Below are 14,091 nucleotides of genomic sequence, written 5' to 3' on the forward strand. Positions count from 1 at the left end.
CTGGCGCCTCCGGGGGCCGGCCCCAAACCGCGTTTCCGCAATGTCCGCCGCACCCAAGGACTCCATGGCCGATATCGCCCGCCTGACCCAGCTGATCGAACCCGAGGCCCGCGCGCTCGGCTTCGAGCTCGTGCGCGTGGCGATGCTCCCCTCCGAGGCCGGGGACGGCGGCATGGCGCTCCAGATCATGGCCGAGGACCCGGCGACCGGCCAGCTCGTGCTCGACCAGTGCGCCGCGCTCTCGCGCCGCATTTCCGACGCGATCGACGCCGCCGAGGAGGCGGGCGAGGTGCTCGTTGAGGGCGCCTATCACCTCGAGGTCTCCTCCCCCGGCATCGACCGCCCGCTGACCCGCGAGAAGGACTTCGCGAAGTGGGCTGGCCACGAGGTCCGGATCGTCATGGACAAGGCCTTCGCCGGCCAGCGTGTCAACAAGGGCGTGCTCGGCGGGCTCGAGGATGGTATGGTCCTCGTCACGGAAGTGAAGGCGGGCGAGGTTCGCCTGCCGCTCGCACAGATCCACACCGCGAAGCTCGTCCTCACCGACGCGCTGATCGCCGCCACCCGCCCGCTCGACACCAGCGGGGCCGACGAACTCATCGAAGATACAGAAGAGGCAGACGACTGATGAGTGCCATTTCCGCCAACAAGGCCGAACTCCTCGCGATCGCCAACGCGGTCGCCTCGGAAAAGATGATCGACAAGGCGATCGTCATCGAGGCGATGGAGGAGGCGATCCAGAAGTCGGCGCGCAACCGCTACGGCGCGGAGAACGACATCCGCGCCAAGCTCGATCCGCTGACCGGCGATCTGACGCTGTGGCGCGTGGTCGAGGTGGTCGAGGAGGTCGAGGACTACTTCAAGCAGGTCGATCTCAAGCAGGCCGAGAAGCTCCAGCCGGGCGCCAAGGTGGGTGACTTCATCGTCGATCCGCTGCCCCCGGTCGATCTCGGCCGCATCGATGCGCAGTCGGCCAAGCAGGTGATCTTCCAGAAGGTCCGCGATGCCGAGCGCGAGCGCCAGTACGAGGAATTCAAGGACCGTCAGGGCGAGGTCATCACCGGGGTGATCAAGTCGGTCGAATTTGGCCACGTGATCGTCAACCTCGGCCGGGCCGAGGGCGTGATCCGCCGCGACCAGCAGATCCCCCGCGAAGCCGCCCGCGTGGGCGAGCGCGTCCGCGCGCTCATCACCAAGGTCGAGCGCAACAACCGCGGCCCGCAGATCTTCCTTTCCCGCGCGCACCCCGACTTCATGAAGAAGCTGTTCGCGCAGGAAGTGCCCGAAATCTACGACAACATCATCGAGATCAAGGCCGCCGCCCGCGACCCCGGCAGCCGCGCCAAGATCGGCGTGATCAGCCGTGACAGCTCGATCGACCCGGTCGGCGCCTGCGTCGGCATGAAGGGCAGCCGCGTGCAGGCGGTGGTGCAGGAACTCCAGGGCGAGAAGATCGACATCATCCCCTGGTCGGAAGACACCGCGACCTTCGTCGTGAACGCGCTCCAGCCGGCCACGGTCAGCCGCGTCGTGCTCGACGAGGATGATGGCCGCATCGAAGTGGTGGTGCCCGACGATCAGCTGAGCCTCGCGATCGGCCGCCGCGGCCAGAACGTGCGTCTGGCGAGCCAGCTCACCGGCCACCAGATCGACATCATGACCGAGGAAGAGGCGTCCGAGAAGCGCTCGAAGGAATTCGCCGAGCGTTCCAAGATGTTCGAAGAAGAGCTCGACGTCGACGAAACCCTCTCGCAGCTGCTGGTCGCCGAGGGCTTCGCCGAGCTCGAGGAAGTCGCCTACGTGGACCTCGCCGAACTCGCGAGCATCGAGGGCTTCGACGAGGAACTCGCCGAGGAACTCCAGAGCCGCGCGCTGGAAGCGCTCGAGCGCCAGGAAGCCGCGCACCGCGAAGTGCGCCGCGCCCTCGGCGTCGAGGATGCGCTGGCCGAGATCCCGCACCTCACCGAGGCGATGCTGGTCACGCTCGGCAAGGCCGGGATCAAGACCCTCGACAATCTCGCCGACCTCGCCACCGACGAGCTGATCGCCAGGAAGCGCGAGGCGCCGCGTCGCCGCAACAACGATGCCGCCGGCCCGCCGCAGCGTCGTCCGCAGCGCGAAACCGACAAGGGCGGCGTGCTGGGCGAATACGGCCTCTCGGAAGAGCAGGGCAACGAGATCATCATGGCCGCGCGCGCGCACTGGTTCGAAGACGAACCCACCGAGGAGGCCGCCCATGCGGACTCCACCCAATGAGCGCCTGACGTCCGACATCGCTAGGCCGTCGCCCTCCGCCAAGGCGGAGAGCGAGCGGCGTTGCATCCTCTCCGGGGAAACCTCGGCGCGGGAGAGCCTCGTGCGTCTGGCGATATCGCCCGACGGACTGGTGCTGCCTGACGCGGCGGCCAAGGCCCCGGGACGGGGCGCGTGGATCGGCGTGACCCGCACAGAGCTTGAACTGGCGCTCGCCGATGGCCATCTCAAGAAAGCGCTGATGCGCGCCTTCAAGGGTGCGCCTCTCTCCATCCCCGAGGATCTGCCCGCAAGGGTCGAGGCGGCGCTGGCGCGTCATCTCGGCGACCGGCTGGGGCTCGAATTGCGCTCGGGCAACATCGTGATGGGCTCGGCCCGGATCGAGGAACAGGCGCGCAGCGGCCGGATTGCCGTGCTGCTGCACGCCTCCGATTCCAGCGAGGACGGGCGCCGCAAGCTCGATCAGGCCTGGCGCGTGGGCAGTGATGCCGAAGGCTCGGGCCAGCGCGGGCAAGTCTTGCCCCTAGACCGCACCGCGCTGTCTGTGGCATTGGGCCGCGACAACGTGGTCCACCTCGGGGTAGCCGGCCATCCCGGCGACACGCGCGCGGGCGATCGCGTGCTCCAGGCGGTGTCCCGGCTGGTGCATTTTGCCGGGGACGATCGGACGAACGCGACCAAAGACGAGGGCCGGGATGCGTCCGGCGAAGCGAACCTGCCGCAAGGCGGGGCCGCGACCATTGATGAATACGTGAAGGACTGACGAGCGATAATGAGCGACAACGACGACAACCAGCGCATCCGCAAACCCCTGGGCCTCAAGCGCTCGGTGGATGCGGGCGAGGTCAAGCAGACCTTCAGCCACGGCCGCACCAACAAGGTGGTGGTCGAGGTGAAGCGCCGCCGCGTGCTCGGCAAGCCTGGCGAGGCGGCCCCGCCGCCGCCCCCGCCGCCCCCGCCGCCGGTCGCGGCTGCACCGGCGCCCGCACCCACTCCGACCCCTGCCCCGCGTCCGGCGCGCCCTGCGCCCGCGGGCGAAACCCCGCAGGAGCGCGTCAAGCGCCTCCAGCTCGAGGCCGAGGAAGAGCGGCTGCGCCTCGCCGAGGAAGCGCGCAAGCGCGAGGAGGCCGAGGCCCGCGAGCGCGAGGAGGAAGAGCGTCGCCGCGCCGAGGAACGCGCCCGCGCCGAGGAAACGGCCGCGCGGCAGCGCGCCGCCGCGCCTGCCGCCGACACCCCCGCGCCCGCTCCCGAGGCGCCCGCCGAAGCCGCGCGCAGCGAAGCTCCCGCCGCCGCCGCGCCGGCCGCGCCCGCCGCGCGCCGCTTCACTCCCGTCGAGCGGCCCGAGCCCAAGCGCCCGGTCGAGGTCAAGGGCAAGAAGAAGGAAGAAAAGCGCGCCGCGCCCGCCGACGAGGGCAAGGACAACCGCCGCTCGGGCAAGCTCACCGTCACGCGTGCGCTCAACGAGGACGAAGGCCGCCGCGCCCGCAGCCTCGCGGCGCTGAAGCGCGCCCGCGAGAAGGAGCGCCGCGGCCAGGGCGGCCCCAGCAAGCCGCGCGAAAAGCAGGTGCGCGACGTCGTCGTCCCCGAGGCGATCACCGTCAGCGAGCTTGCCAACCGCATGGCCGAGAAGGGCGCCGACCTCGTGAAGGCGCTGTTCAACATGGGCATGATGGTCACGGTCAACCAGACCATCGACCAGGACACCGCGGAGCTGCTGGTCGAGGAGTTCGGCCACAACATCCAGCGCGTCTCGGAAAGCGATGTCGACATCGACACCAGCGAGGACACCGATCCCGAAGAGACCCTGCGTCCGCGTCCGCCGGTGGTCACGATCATGGGCCATGTCGATCACGGCAAGACCAGCCTGCTCGATGCCCTGCGCGGCACCGACGTGGTGAAGGGCGAGGCCGGCGGCATCACCCAGCACATCGGCGCCTACCAGATCACCACCAAGGACAAGCAGAAGATCACGTTCCTGGACACCCCGGGCCACGCGGCCTTCACCGAGATGCGGATGCGCGGGGCGAACGTCACCGACATCGTGATCCTGGTGGTCGCGGGTGACGACGGGCTGATGCCGCAGACCATCGAGGCGATCAATCACACCAAGGCGGCCGGCGTCCCGATGATCGTGGCGATCACCAAGTCGGACAAGCCCGAATACAACCCGCAGAAGATCCGCGAGCGCCTGCTCGAGCACGAGATCGTCGTCGAGGCGATGTCGGGCGAGGTGCAGGACGTCGAACTCTCCGCCAAGACCGGCGCGGGGCTCGACAGGCTGATCGAGGCGATCCTGCTCCAGGCGGAACTCCTCGAACTGAAGGCGCGGCCCGACCGCGATGCCGAGGCGACCGTGATCGAGGCCCAGCTCGACAAGGGCCGCGGGCCGGTCGCGACAGTGCTCGTCACCCGCGGGACGCTGAAGCGCGGCGACACCTTCGTGGTCGGCACACAAAGCGGCAAGGTCCGTGCGATCGTCGACGACAAGGGCCAGCAGCTGAAGGAAGCCGGCCCCTCGATGCCGGTCGAGGTCCTCGGCCTCGGCGGCGTGCCCTCGGCGGGCGATCACCTCACCGTGGTCGAGAACGAGCAGCGCGCCCGCGAGGTCGCCAAGTATCGCCAGGAGAAGGCGACCGAGAAGCGCACCGCGCTCGCGCCGACCAACTTCGACACGATGTTCAACAACTTGGCTTCCAACGTCATCGAATATCCGGTGGTGGTGAAGGCCGACGTGCAGGGCTCGGTCGAAGCGATCGTCAACGCGCTCCACAACCTCTCGAACGACGAGATCAAGGTCCGCGTGCTCAACGCGGGCGTGGGCGCGATCACCGAGAGCGACGTGCTGCTGGCGGCGGCATCGAAGGCGCCGATCATCGGCTTCAACGTGCGTCCCAACGCCAAGGCGCGCGATCTCGTGAAGCGCGACGGGGTGCGGATGATGTATTACGACGTCATCTACCACCTCACCGACGCGGTCGCGAAGGAGATGGCGGGCGAGCTCGGGCCGGAGCGCATCGAGAGCGTCGTCGGCCGCGCCGAGGTCAAGCAGGTCTTCCCGGCCGGCAAGAAGGACAAGGCGGCGGGCCTGCTGGTGCTCGAGGGCGCGATCCGCAAGGGCCTGTTCGCGCGTCTTACCCGGCAGGACGTCATCGTCTCGGCCACCAAGATCGCCTCGCTGCGGCGCTTCAAGGACGACGTCGACGAGGTCCGCACCGGTCTCGAATGCGGCGTGGTGCTCGAGGACACCAACGACATCAAGCCGGGCGACATGCTCGAAGTCTTCTCGGTCGAGGAGCGTGAGCGGACGCTGTGAGTCTGAACGACCCGCATTATCCGGACGATGCCGGGCAGTCGCCGCATACGGCGCTGCTCGGCTCCGAGTTCGTCTCCTGGGACGCGGCAACACAGACCGCGACCATGCGCTTCACGGTGAAGCGCGAGGTCTGCACCTGGCGAGGCGGAGTGCAAGGCGGGCTCGTCGCGGGCTATCTCGATGACGTGATGGGCTATGCCTATGTCGCGGCCACCGGCGGCGCGATGGCGCCGCTCAACCTCGACATCGCGATGAGCCTCATCCGCCTCGTTCCGGAAGGGGCGACGATCATCGGCAAGGGCCGGGTGGTGAAGGGCGGCAAGCGGGTGATCTTCCTCGAGGGCGAGCTCACCGCCGAGGACGGCACGCTCTACGCCCGCTCGACCTCGACCGCGATCCCGACCCCGCGCCCGACCCCTGACGATACGGGGATGACGTAGTGGCGAGGCAACCCTTCACCGCCGAACAGCAATCGGTCCGCGTCCTCAAGGTCGGCGAGCGGGTGCGGCACATCCTCTCGGAACTGCTCGCCCGCGGCGAGGTGCACGACGACGTGGTGAGCGCGGCGCACATTTCCGTAACCGAGGTGCGCATGACCCCCGACCTGCGCCACGCGACCGCCTATGTGAAGCCGCTGCTCGGCGCGGGAGACGACGACATCGTCCACGCGCTGCGGCAGAACACCGCCTTTCTCCAGCGCGAGGTCGCCCAGCGGCTCGGGCTCAAGTTCGCGCCCAAACTCCGCTTCCGCAAGGACGAGAGCTTCGCCGAGGCCGACCGGATCGAGGCGCTGCTGCGCGATCCCAAGGTGCTGCGCGACCTCGATGACGAGGACGACGCCGACGCCTAGCGCGGCACCATCCGCGCCTTCAGCGTGATATCGACCTTGTTGCCGACGATCAGCGGGTAGCTGGTCATGCCGTATTGCCGCCGGTCGATGGTGGTGGTGCCGGTGAAGCTGACGGGCTTTCCGACCTGCGCGAGCGGATCGGCATCGAAGGTCACCGCAAGACTCGTAGGCTTGGTCAGCCCACGCGCGGTGAGCTCGCCCGCGACCGTGCCGCGGGTAGGGCTCGACAGCTTGAGCGAGCGGCCGAGAAAGCGGATCGTCGGATATTTCTCGACCCAGAAGAACTTGTCGCCCTTGAGCCGCGCGAGCGTCACGCTGTCGGGCGCCTCGATCGCGGTCGCATCGAAGGTCACGTCGATCACCGCCTTCTCCGGCGCGCCGGGCACGATCGTCACGGCGCCTTCCATGCGGGGGAAGCGCGCGGTCTTGCTGGCGAGGCCGAAGAAGGGCACCTTGGCCGAGACGTTGCTCGCCGAAGTGTCGAGCGTGTAGCGCTGCGGCACGCTCGCCGCGTTGGCGAGCGTCAGGATCGCGAGCAGCGGCAGCATCGCGAGGCGCACGAGGGGGCGGGGCAGGGTCATCGCTCTCCAGTTACGCATGAAACGGGCAAAAGGTTCAAGTCCGTGCTCGCACCCGTTGCGGCGAGGGGTTAGGCAGCGGCGATGGCGAAGCTCTATTTCTACTATGCCAGCATGAACGCGGGCAAATCCTCGCATCTGTTGCAGGCGGACTTCAACTACCGCGAGCGGGGCATGGCGACGATGCTGTGGACCGCCGCGCTCGACAGCCGCTCGGCGGGGATGGTGCGAAGCCGCATCGGGCTCGAGAGCGAGGCGCACCGCTTCACCCCGGAGACCGACCTGTGGGCCGAGGTTACCGCCGCCCATGCCGCCGGCAGGCTCGACTGCGTGCTCGTGGACGAGGCGCAGTTCCTTGTCCCCGAGCAGGTCTGGCAGCTCGCCCGGCTGGCGGACGAGGCGGGAATCCCCGTGCTGTGTTACGGCCTCAGGACCGATTTCCAGGGCGCGCTGTTCCCCGGCTCGGCGGTCCTGCTGGGGATCGCCGACGCGCTCGTCGAGCTGAAGGCGGTATGCCACTGCGGGCGCAAGGCGACGATGAACCTGCGCGTCGACGCCGAAGGGCGCGCCGTGCGGCAGGGCGCGCAGACCGAGATCGGCGGCAATGACCGCTATGTCGCGCTGTGCCGAAAGCATTTCTCGCAGGCGCTGCGCGAGACCCCCGCCTAGCCAAGCGCGCGCGGCTTCCTATCTTGAGGGCAATGACCGAGACCCTTGCCTTCGCCCTGATCCTGATCCCCGCCCTGGTGATCGCCATCGTCTTCCACGAGGTCGCCCATGGCTATGCCGCCCGGGCGCTCGGCGACCCGACTGCATCGGAGCGCGGGCGGCTGACGCTCAACCCGCTGCGCCATGTCGATCCGGTCGGCACCCTGCTGGTGCCGGGCTTCCTCGCGCTGGTAGGAGGGCCGGTGTTCGGCTGGGCCAAGCCCGTGCCGGTCAACGCCGCCCGGCTCGCCAACCCGCGCTTCGGGATGATGGCCGTGGCGGCAGCGGGACCGGGGACGAACTTCGTGCTCGCGCTGGTCGGCGCGGTGCTGCTCGGGCTGGTCATGCCGCAGGGGCTTGGCTTCGGCGGGAGCGGGGGCGAAACGCTGCTGGTGGACGCTGCGGGGCAGCCCCAGTGGCTCGCCACGGGGCTGTTCACCTTCATCCTCATCAATCTCTTCCTCGGCCTCTTCAACCTCCTGCCGATCCCGCCCTTCGACGGCTCGCACATCGTCGGCGGGCTGCTGCCGCGACCTTTGCGCGCGGTCTGGCAGCAGATCCAGGGGGTGGGCTTGGTGGTGATCGTGGTGCTGATCGCGGCGAGCTGGGTGTTCGGGACGAGCTGGCTCGGGGACATCCTGATGCCGCCTGTGATGTGGGCGATGGGCCACTACCTTTCGCTCGCCGACGCGGTGGCGACCGCGCTGCGCTGACTGCGGCGCTTGCCGAGCGGCGGCGCCGCTGCTTAGGGGGCGGGGTGAACCAGACTGCTACCCCTTCGCACACCCGCCCGCTCAGCGGCTGGCTGATCCTCGACAAGCCGCGGGGGATGGGCTCGACGCAGGGCGTGAGCGCGGTCAAGCGCGTGCTGCGGCAGAACGGCTATGCGAAAACGAAGGTCGGCCACGGCGGGACGCTCGATCCGCTGGCGGAAGGCGTTCTGCCGATCGCGCTCGGCGAGGCGACCAAGCTCGCCGGGCGGATGCTCGATAGCGACAAGATCTATGCCTTCACCCTCATCTTCGGCGAGGAGACCGACACGCTCGATACGGAAGGGGCGGGTGTAGCCACCAGCGATGTGCGCCCGACGCTGGCGGAAGTGGAGGCGGTGCTGCCGCGCTTCACCGGCGAAATCGCGCAGGTCCCGCCCGCCTATTCCGCGCTCAAGGTCGACGGCCAGCGCGCCTATGACCTGGCGCGCAGCGGGCAGGCGGTGGAGCTGAAGTCGCGGGCGGTGGTGATCCACTCTCTCGCCCTTCGTCATGCTGAACTTGTTTCACCATCCATCCCTCCGCAAGCACCGGCTGCGCGGGAGGAGGAATGGACCCTGAAGCAAGTTCAGGGTGACGACTTATTGAGTGAGGTGACGTTGGAAGCCCATGTCTCCAAAGGCACCTACATCCGCTCCCTCGCGCGGGACATCGCGCAGGCCCTTGGCACCTGCGGTCACGTGACCTATCTGAGGCGCATCAAGGCCGGACCCTTCCTCGAGCAACAGGCGATTTCGCTGGACTTGCTGGAGGAAACCGCTAAGGGCCGGGGCCTTGAACACCTCCTCCTGCCGCTAGAGGCAGGGCTGGACGACATCCCGGCCCTCCACCTCGATCAGACAAGCGCGCAGGCGGTCCGACAGGGCCGGGTGCTGTCTGGCATGCCCCAATCATCCGGGCTCTACCTTGCGAAACTGGGCGCTGTCCCGGTCGCGCTGATGGAGATCACGGATGGGACGGCCACGGTCGTCAGGGGTTTCAACTGTCCCGATGTCGCTGAGTAAGAGAGAAAAAATATGTCGGTAACCGCCGAAAAGAAGCAGGAAATCATCTCCTCGAACGCCCGTGATCCCAAGGACACCGGCAGCCCGGAAGTTCAGGTCGCGATCCTCACCGAGCGCATCCGCAACCTCACCGAGCACTTCAAGGATCACCACAAGGACAACCATTCGCGCCGCGGCCTTCTGATGATGGTCAACAAGCGCCGCACGCTGCTCGCCTACCTCAAGAAGAAGGACGTCGAGCGCTACAACGCCCTGATCCAGAAGCTGGGTCTGCGGAAGTAAGAGTTTAGCGGGAAAGGCGGCTCAAGGGGCCGCCTTTCTTGCATTTGGGGGCAGCGGACATCCGGTCCGTCCAGCCTCGGGGGCCGAACCAGTGCCCCGCACCGGACCGGGACGGTTCTTTCCCCGGCACATGAGGCCCCGCCCGGCAATGTGGCCGCGCGGGTCAGAAGGAAAACCAATGTTCGACACGAAAACCGTATCGCTGGAGTGGGGCGGAAAGACCCTCACTCTGGAAACCGGGCGCATTGCCCGTCAGGCCGATGGCGCCGTGCTGGCGACCTATGGCGAAACCGTGGTGCTGTGCGCCGTGACCGCCGCCAAGAGCGTCAAGGAAGGGCAGGACTTCTTCCCGCTCACCGTCCACTACCAGGAAAAGTTCTCCGCTGCCGGGCGCATCCCGGGCGGCTTCTTCAAGCGTGAACGCGGCGCGACCGAGAAGGAAACGCTCACCAGCCGGTTGATCGACCGTCCGATCCGTCCGCTCTTCCCCGAGGGCTTCTACAACGAGATCAACGTGATCGCGCAGGTCCTGTCGTTCGACGGCGAGACCGAGGCGGATATCGTCGCGATGATCGCGGCTTCGGCTGCGCTGACCATCTCGGGCGTCCCCTTCATGGGCCCGATCGGCGCCGCGCGCGTCGGCTTCGTCGAGGGCGAATACGTCCTCAACCCCAAGCAGGACAAGGCGCTCGCCGAAGGCCGTCTCGACCTCGTGGTCGCCGCGACCGACAAGGCCGTGATGATGGTCGAATCCGAAGCGAAGGAACTGACCGAGGCCGAAATGCTCGGCGCGGTGATGTTCGCGCATGACGAGATCCGCAAGGTGATCGGCGCGATCGTCGAGCTTGCCGAGAAGGCGGCCAAGGATCCCTGGGACATCGACGTCAGCGACAACACCGCCGACATCAAGGCGAAGCTGAAGGAACTGGTCGGTGCCGACATCGCCGCAGCCTACAAGCTCACCGACAAGTCGGCGCGTTCGAACGCGCTGAACGAGGCGCGGGCCAAGGCCAAGGCGGCATTCGCGGACGAGACCCCGCAGACCCAGATGGTCGCGATCAAGACCATGAAGAAGGTGGAAGCGGACATCGTGCGCACCGCCATCCTCAAGGAAGGTGCCCGCATCGACGGCCGCAAGCTCGACCAGGTCCGCCCGATCGAGGCGATCGTCGGCTTCCTGCCGCGCACCCACGGCTCGTCGCTGTTCACCCGCGGCGAGACCCAGGCGATCTGCACCACCACGCTCGGCACCAAGGACTCCGAGCAGATGATCGACGGGCTCGAGGGCCTCAGCTACTCGAGCTTCATGCTGCACTACAACTTCCCGCCCTATTCGGTCGGTGAAGTGGGCCGCTTCGGCGCGCCGGGTCGCCGCGAAGTCGGTCACGGCAAGCTCGCCTGGCGCGCGCTCAACCCGGTGCTGCCGAGCAAGGAAGACTTCCCCTACACGATCCGCGTTCTCTCGGACATCACCGAGTCGAACGGCTCCTCCTCCATGGCGACGGTGTGCGGCGGGTGCCTTTCGATGATGGACGCGGGCGTTCCGATCAAGGCGCCGGTCTCGGGCATCGCGATGGGCCTGATCCTCGAAGGCGACGAGTTCGCCGTCCTCTCGGACATCCTCGGTGACGAGGACCACCTCGGCGACATGGACTTCAAGGTCGCCGGGACCGCCGAGGGCATCACCACGATGCAGATGGACATCAAGGTCGCCGGCATCACGCAGGAGATCATGGCCAAGGCGCTCGAGCAGGCGAAGGCCGGCCGTCAGCACATCCTCGGCGAGATGGCCAAGGCGCTGGGCACGGCGCGCAACGAGGTGTCGAAGCACGCACCGCGCATCGAGACGATCCAGATCGACAAGTCGAAGATCCGCGACGTCATCGGCACCGGCGGCAAGGTGATCCGCGAGATCGTCGCCGAGACGGGCGCCAAGGTCGACATCGACGACGAGGGCGTGATCAAGATTTCGTCCTCGAACCTCGACGAGATCGAAGCCGCCAAGCGCTGGATCCTCGGCATCGTCGAGGAGCCGGAAGTGGGCAAGATCTACACCGGCAAGGTCGTCAACATCGTCGATTTCGGCGCCTTCGTGAACTTCATGGGCGGCAAGGACGGCCTCGTTCACGTCAGCGAGATGAAGAACGAGCGGGTCGAAAAGCCCACCGATGTCGTCTCCGAAGGCATGGAGGTGAAGGTCAAGGTTCTCGAGATCGACCAGCGCGGCAAGGTTCGCCTGTCGATGCGCGTCGTCGACCAGGAAACCGGCGCCGAGCTCGAGGACACCCGTCCGCCCCGCGAACCGCGCGAGCCCCGCGAGGGTGGCCGCGGTGACCGCGGCGGCGACCGTCGCGGCCCCAAGGGCGATCGCGGCGGGCGCGGCGGCGACCGGGGCGGTCGTGACCGCGGCGGCGATCGTGGCGGCCGCGAGCGCGAAAGCGGTCCGGCGGGCCTGCCCGACTTCCTGAAGGACTGATCGCCTCCCGAGGCATGAACACGTGGCCGCTCGGAGCGATCCGGGCGGCCTTGTTGTTGAGGTGACACGAATGCTCCAGCGCCAACTCATCGACACCACCCAGATCGAGGACGGCGTGCTCCTCGAACTGTACAGCCACGGCCGCGATTTCATGATCGTGCTCGGGCGCAACGAGCTGATGAGCACGCGGATGCGCTTCTCCGAGGAGCAGCTCGCCGAGCTCACGCTGGCGAAGCTCGGCAAGCCTTCCCCGCGCATCCTGATCGGCGGCTACGGCATGGGCTTCACCTACCGCGTCGCTGCCGCAAGGCTGGCAGACAAGGCGCAGATCGTCGTCGCCGAGATCTCGGAAAAGATCGTCGAATGGGCGAGGGGCCCGATGGCCGAACTCACCGGCGAGAGCCTGTCGGACGCGCGTCTCGACCTCAGGATCTGCGACGTCGCCGCGCTCATTGACGACGCGAACGACGGCACTTGCGAAAAGTTCGACGCGATCCTGCTCGATGTCGACAACGGCCCCGACGGCCTCGTCCGCGACGCCAACAACCGTCTCTATTCGCGCACCGGCCTTGCCAAGGCGAGAGACGCGCTCAAGTCCGGTGGCATCCTCGCGGTGTGGTCAGCCGCGCCCGATCCGGCGTTCCGCAAGCGGCTCAAGGATGCCGGGCTCGAGGTCGAGGAACGCTCCATCCGCTCGCGCCCGAACAACAAGGGCGCGCACCACACGATCTGGTTCGCGCGCAAGAGCTGAGCCCAAGCTCCTTGAGCTTGGGGCAGACCTCCCGCCCCGCCTCCCGCCCGGCCACCACAGACGTAGTAGATCTGGTGGCCGGGCGAGTCTGCGGTTCACGCCAGTGAACCTCGGTTCAAAAGTCGTAGGTCAGCGTCATCCGGGTCAAGGTGTCGGTGCCCACCGCGCCCGCCGGCGGGTTGCTGTCGTACTCCCACGAATAGGAGAAGCGCGCCGAGAGCTTGTCGCTGATCTTGGCGTTGAGGCCGGTCAACAGGTCGATCGAGGTGTTGCGCGAATCCACGATCGCGATCGCCGACCCGCCGGTCTCCGCGACGGCATTGGTCGCCTGGGTAAGCTTCAGCCGGTCGGTGATGCTCCACGCGAAGTCGAGGCCGATCAGTCCAGCGATCCGGTTCTCGCTGCGCCCGTCGGTGAATTCGGTCACCCGGTAGGCGGGGCCGGCCTTGACCGAGAGCTGGATGTCCTTGGTTTTGAGCGCCTGGTAGCCGATCCCTCCGGAAGCGGCATAGCGGGCGTCGAAGCCCTGGAAGCGGTCACGCTCGAACTGCGCGAGCGCGTAGACGTAGAAGTCGGGCGAGACGTTGAAGTTGGGCTCGTAGCGCCCGAGATACTGCTCGCGCGTGGTGACGCCGCTCGCGCGCTGGTAGTCCGCCCGCGCGTAGAGCTTGTGGCGCCAGTCCACCCCCTTGCGCTCGGCGGAGACGCTCGCAGTGATGCCGGTGTTCGCCGAGTTGCCGGTCGCGCGGAAGCCGCCGAATTCGCCGCGGCCGTCCCAGTTCCTGAACATGCCCGCCGAGCGCAGCGCGGCTTCCTTCTTCGCCGCCTCCTCGGCTTTGGCGGCGGCGAGCCGCGTCTCGAAGCTCTTGAGGATCCCGTCGAGCTCCGCCGCGTCGCCCGGATAGGTGGTCCGGGCGATCTCGACGACGGTGCGCACCTTGCCCTCGTCGCCCGTCGCGATCGCGGCATCGACCATCGCGCGCACCGGCTCGGGCAGGGCGGCGATGGCGGGGGCGGGCAGGGCCGATCCCGCCAGAACGGCCAGCATCACCACCCGCAGTCCGGACATCGCGATCATGTCAGCGCTCCCTTGAGGCCTGCCCCCG

Annotated in this window: 14 protein-coding genes; 12 read left to right on the plus strand and 2 right to left on the minus strand. The window is 67.8% G+C overall.

The window, feature by feature from the left end; translation table 11 throughout:
* Positions 1–64 precede the first annotated feature (64 nt).
* The 6 genes from rimP to rbfA are packed head-to-tail and all read left to right on the plus strand — an operon-like array spanning position 65 to position 6,416.
* Positions 65–628 (plus strand): ribosome maturation protein RimP, encoded by a 564-nt coding sequence (gene rimP / locus ACLBKU_RS14240; RefSeq protein ID WP_410180221.1) that lies wholly within the window; start codon positions 65–67, stop codon positions 626–628.
* Positions 625–2,256, plus strand: a complete 1,632-nt coding sequence (gene nusA, locus ACLBKU_RS14245; protein ID WP_410180554.1) for a transcription termination factor NusA — start codon at positions 625–627, stop codon at positions 2,254–2,256. Before rimP ends, nusA begins: the two co-directional genes overlap by 4 nt.
* Positions 2,237–3,016, plus strand: coding sequence for a DUF448 domain-containing protein (locus ACLBKU_RS14250; protein WP_410180222.1), 780 nt, complete (start codon positions 2,237–2,239; stop codon positions 3,014–3,016). Before nusA ends, ACLBKU_RS14250 begins: the two co-directional genes overlap by 20 nt.
* 9 nt (positions 3,017–3,025) lie before the next feature.
* Positions 3,026–5,566, plus strand: coding sequence for a translation initiation factor IF-2 (infB, locus tag ACLBKU_RS14255; protein WP_410180223.1), 2,541 nt, complete (start codon positions 3,026–3,028; stop codon positions 5,564–5,566).
* Positions 5,563–6,006 (plus strand): PaaI family thioesterase, encoded by a 444-nt coding sequence (locus ACLBKU_RS14260; protein WP_410180224.1) that lies wholly within the window; start codon positions 5,563–5,565, stop codon positions 6,004–6,006. The genes infB and ACLBKU_RS14260 overlap by 4 nt, the downstream gene beginning before the upstream one ends.
* Positions 6,006–6,416 carry a 30S ribosome-binding factor RbfA gene (rbfA, locus tag ACLBKU_RS14265; RefSeq protein WP_410180225.1) on the plus strand — a complete coding sequence of 137 codons (411 nt, stop codon included), beginning with the start codon at positions 6,006–6,008 and terminating at the stop codon, positions 6,414–6,416. Before ACLBKU_RS14260 ends, rbfA begins: the two co-directional genes overlap by 1 nt.
* Here the strand turns inward: rbfA and ACLBKU_RS14270 are convergent.
* The gene (locus ACLBKU_RS14270) at positions 6,413–6,997 is read right to left on the minus strand and encodes a YceI family protein (protein WP_410180226.1); all 585 of its coding nucleotides are present in this window, start codon (positions 6,995–6,997) and stop codon (positions 6,413–6,415) included. The two genes, rbfA and ACLBKU_RS14270, sit on opposite strands and share 4 nt — an antisense overlap.
* A gap of 81 nt (positions 6,998–7,078) precedes the next feature.
* Here ACLBKU_RS14270 and ACLBKU_RS14275 point away from each other — a divergent pair, with 81 nt between their 5' ends.
* From ACLBKU_RS14275 to ACLBKU_RS14300, 6 genes are all read left to right on the plus strand, one after another.
* Entirely contained in the window at positions 7,079–7,663 is a 585-nt protein-coding gene (locus tag ACLBKU_RS14275) for a thymidine kinase (protein WP_410180227.1), read from the plus strand.
* A gap of 32 nt (positions 7,664–7,695) precedes the next feature.
* Entirely contained in the window at positions 7,696–8,415 is a 720-nt protein-coding gene (locus tag ACLBKU_RS14280) for a site-2 protease family protein (protein WP_410180228.1), read from the plus strand.
* A 116-nt stretch (positions 8,416–8,531) separates the two neighbouring features.
* On the plus strand, positions 8,532–9,476 hold the full coding sequence (truB, locus tag ACLBKU_RS14285; protein ID WP_410180555.1) for a tRNA pseudouridine(55) synthase TruB: 945 nt from the start codon (positions 8,532–8,534) through the stop codon (positions 9,474–9,476).
* A 12-nt stretch (positions 9,477–9,488) separates the two neighbouring features.
* A complete protein-coding gene (gene rpsO, locus ACLBKU_RS14290; protein WP_067403000.1) occupies positions 9,489–9,758 on the plus strand; it encodes a 30S ribosomal protein S15 in 270 nt (89 codons plus the stop codon).
* Between the two features lie 178 nt (positions 9,759–9,936).
* On the plus strand, positions 9,937–12,234 hold the full coding sequence (gene pnp, locus ACLBKU_RS14295) for a polyribonucleotide nucleotidyltransferase (protein ID WP_410180229.1): 2,298 nt from the start codon (positions 9,937–9,939) through the stop codon (positions 12,232–12,234).
* Between the two features lie 70 nt (positions 12,235–12,304).
* Entirely contained in the window at positions 12,305–12,985 is a 681-nt protein-coding gene (locus ACLBKU_RS14300) for a spermidine synthase (protein ID WP_410180230.1), read from the plus strand.
* Positions 12,986–13,100: 115 nt separating this feature from the next.
* Here ACLBKU_RS14300 and ACLBKU_RS14305 read toward each other — a convergent pair whose 3' ends face one another.
* Complete coding sequence (locus ACLBKU_RS14305) at positions 13,101–14,063, minus strand: YdiY family protein (RefSeq protein ID WP_410180231.1); 963 nt, start codon at positions 14,061–14,063, stop codon at positions 13,101–13,103.
* Between the last annotated feature and the right edge of the window lie 28 nt (positions 14,064–14,091).

It is taken from the genome of Erythrobacter sp. NE805, assembly GCF_046452355.1.
In the GTDB taxonomy this organism is placed as follows: domain Bacteria; phylum Pseudomonadota; class Alphaproteobacteria; order Sphingomonadales; family Sphingomonadaceae; genus Erythrobacter.

Coding starts and splice junctions, on each gene's coding strand:
- rimP (WP_410180221.1), top strand. CDS start 65: ATGGCCGATATCGCCCGCCTGACCCAGCTGATCGAACCCGAGGCCCGC.
- ACLBKU_RS14250 (WP_410180222.1), top strand. CDS start 2,237: ATGCGGACTCCACCCAATGAGCGCCTGACGTCCGACATCGCTAGGCCG.
- infB (WP_410180223.1), top strand. CDS start 3,026: ATGAGCGACAACGACGACAACCAGCGCATCCGCAAACCCCTGGGCCTC.
- ACLBKU_RS14270 (WP_410180226.1), bottom strand. CDS start 6,997: ATGACCCTGCCCCGCCCCCTCGTGCGCCTCGCGATGCTGCCGCTGCTC.
- ACLBKU_RS14275 (WP_410180227.1), top strand. CDS start 7,079: ATGGCGAAGCTCTATTTCTACTATGCCAGCATGAACGCGGGCAAATCC.
- ACLBKU_RS14280 (WP_410180228.1), top strand. CDS start 7,696: ATGACCGAGACCCTTGCCTTCGCCCTGATCCTGATCCCCGCCCTGGTG.
- truB (WP_410180555.1), top strand. CDS start 8,532: ATGGGCTCGACGCAGGGCGTGAGCGCGGTCAAGCGCGTGCTGCGGCAG.
- rpsO (WP_067403000.1), top strand. CDS start 9,489: ATGTCGGTAACCGCCGAAAAGAAGCAGGAAATCATCTCCTCGAACGCC.
- pnp (WP_410180229.1), top strand. CDS start 9,937: ATGTTCGACACGAAAACCGTATCGCTGGAGTGGGGCGGAAAGACCCTC.
- ACLBKU_RS14300 (WP_410180230.1), top strand. CDS start 12,305: ATGCTCCAGCGCCAACTCATCGACACCACCCAGATCGAGGACGGCGTG.
- ACLBKU_RS14305 (WP_410180231.1), bottom strand. CDS start 14,063: ATGATCGCGATGTCCGGACTGCGGGTGGTGATGCTGGCCGTTCTGGCG.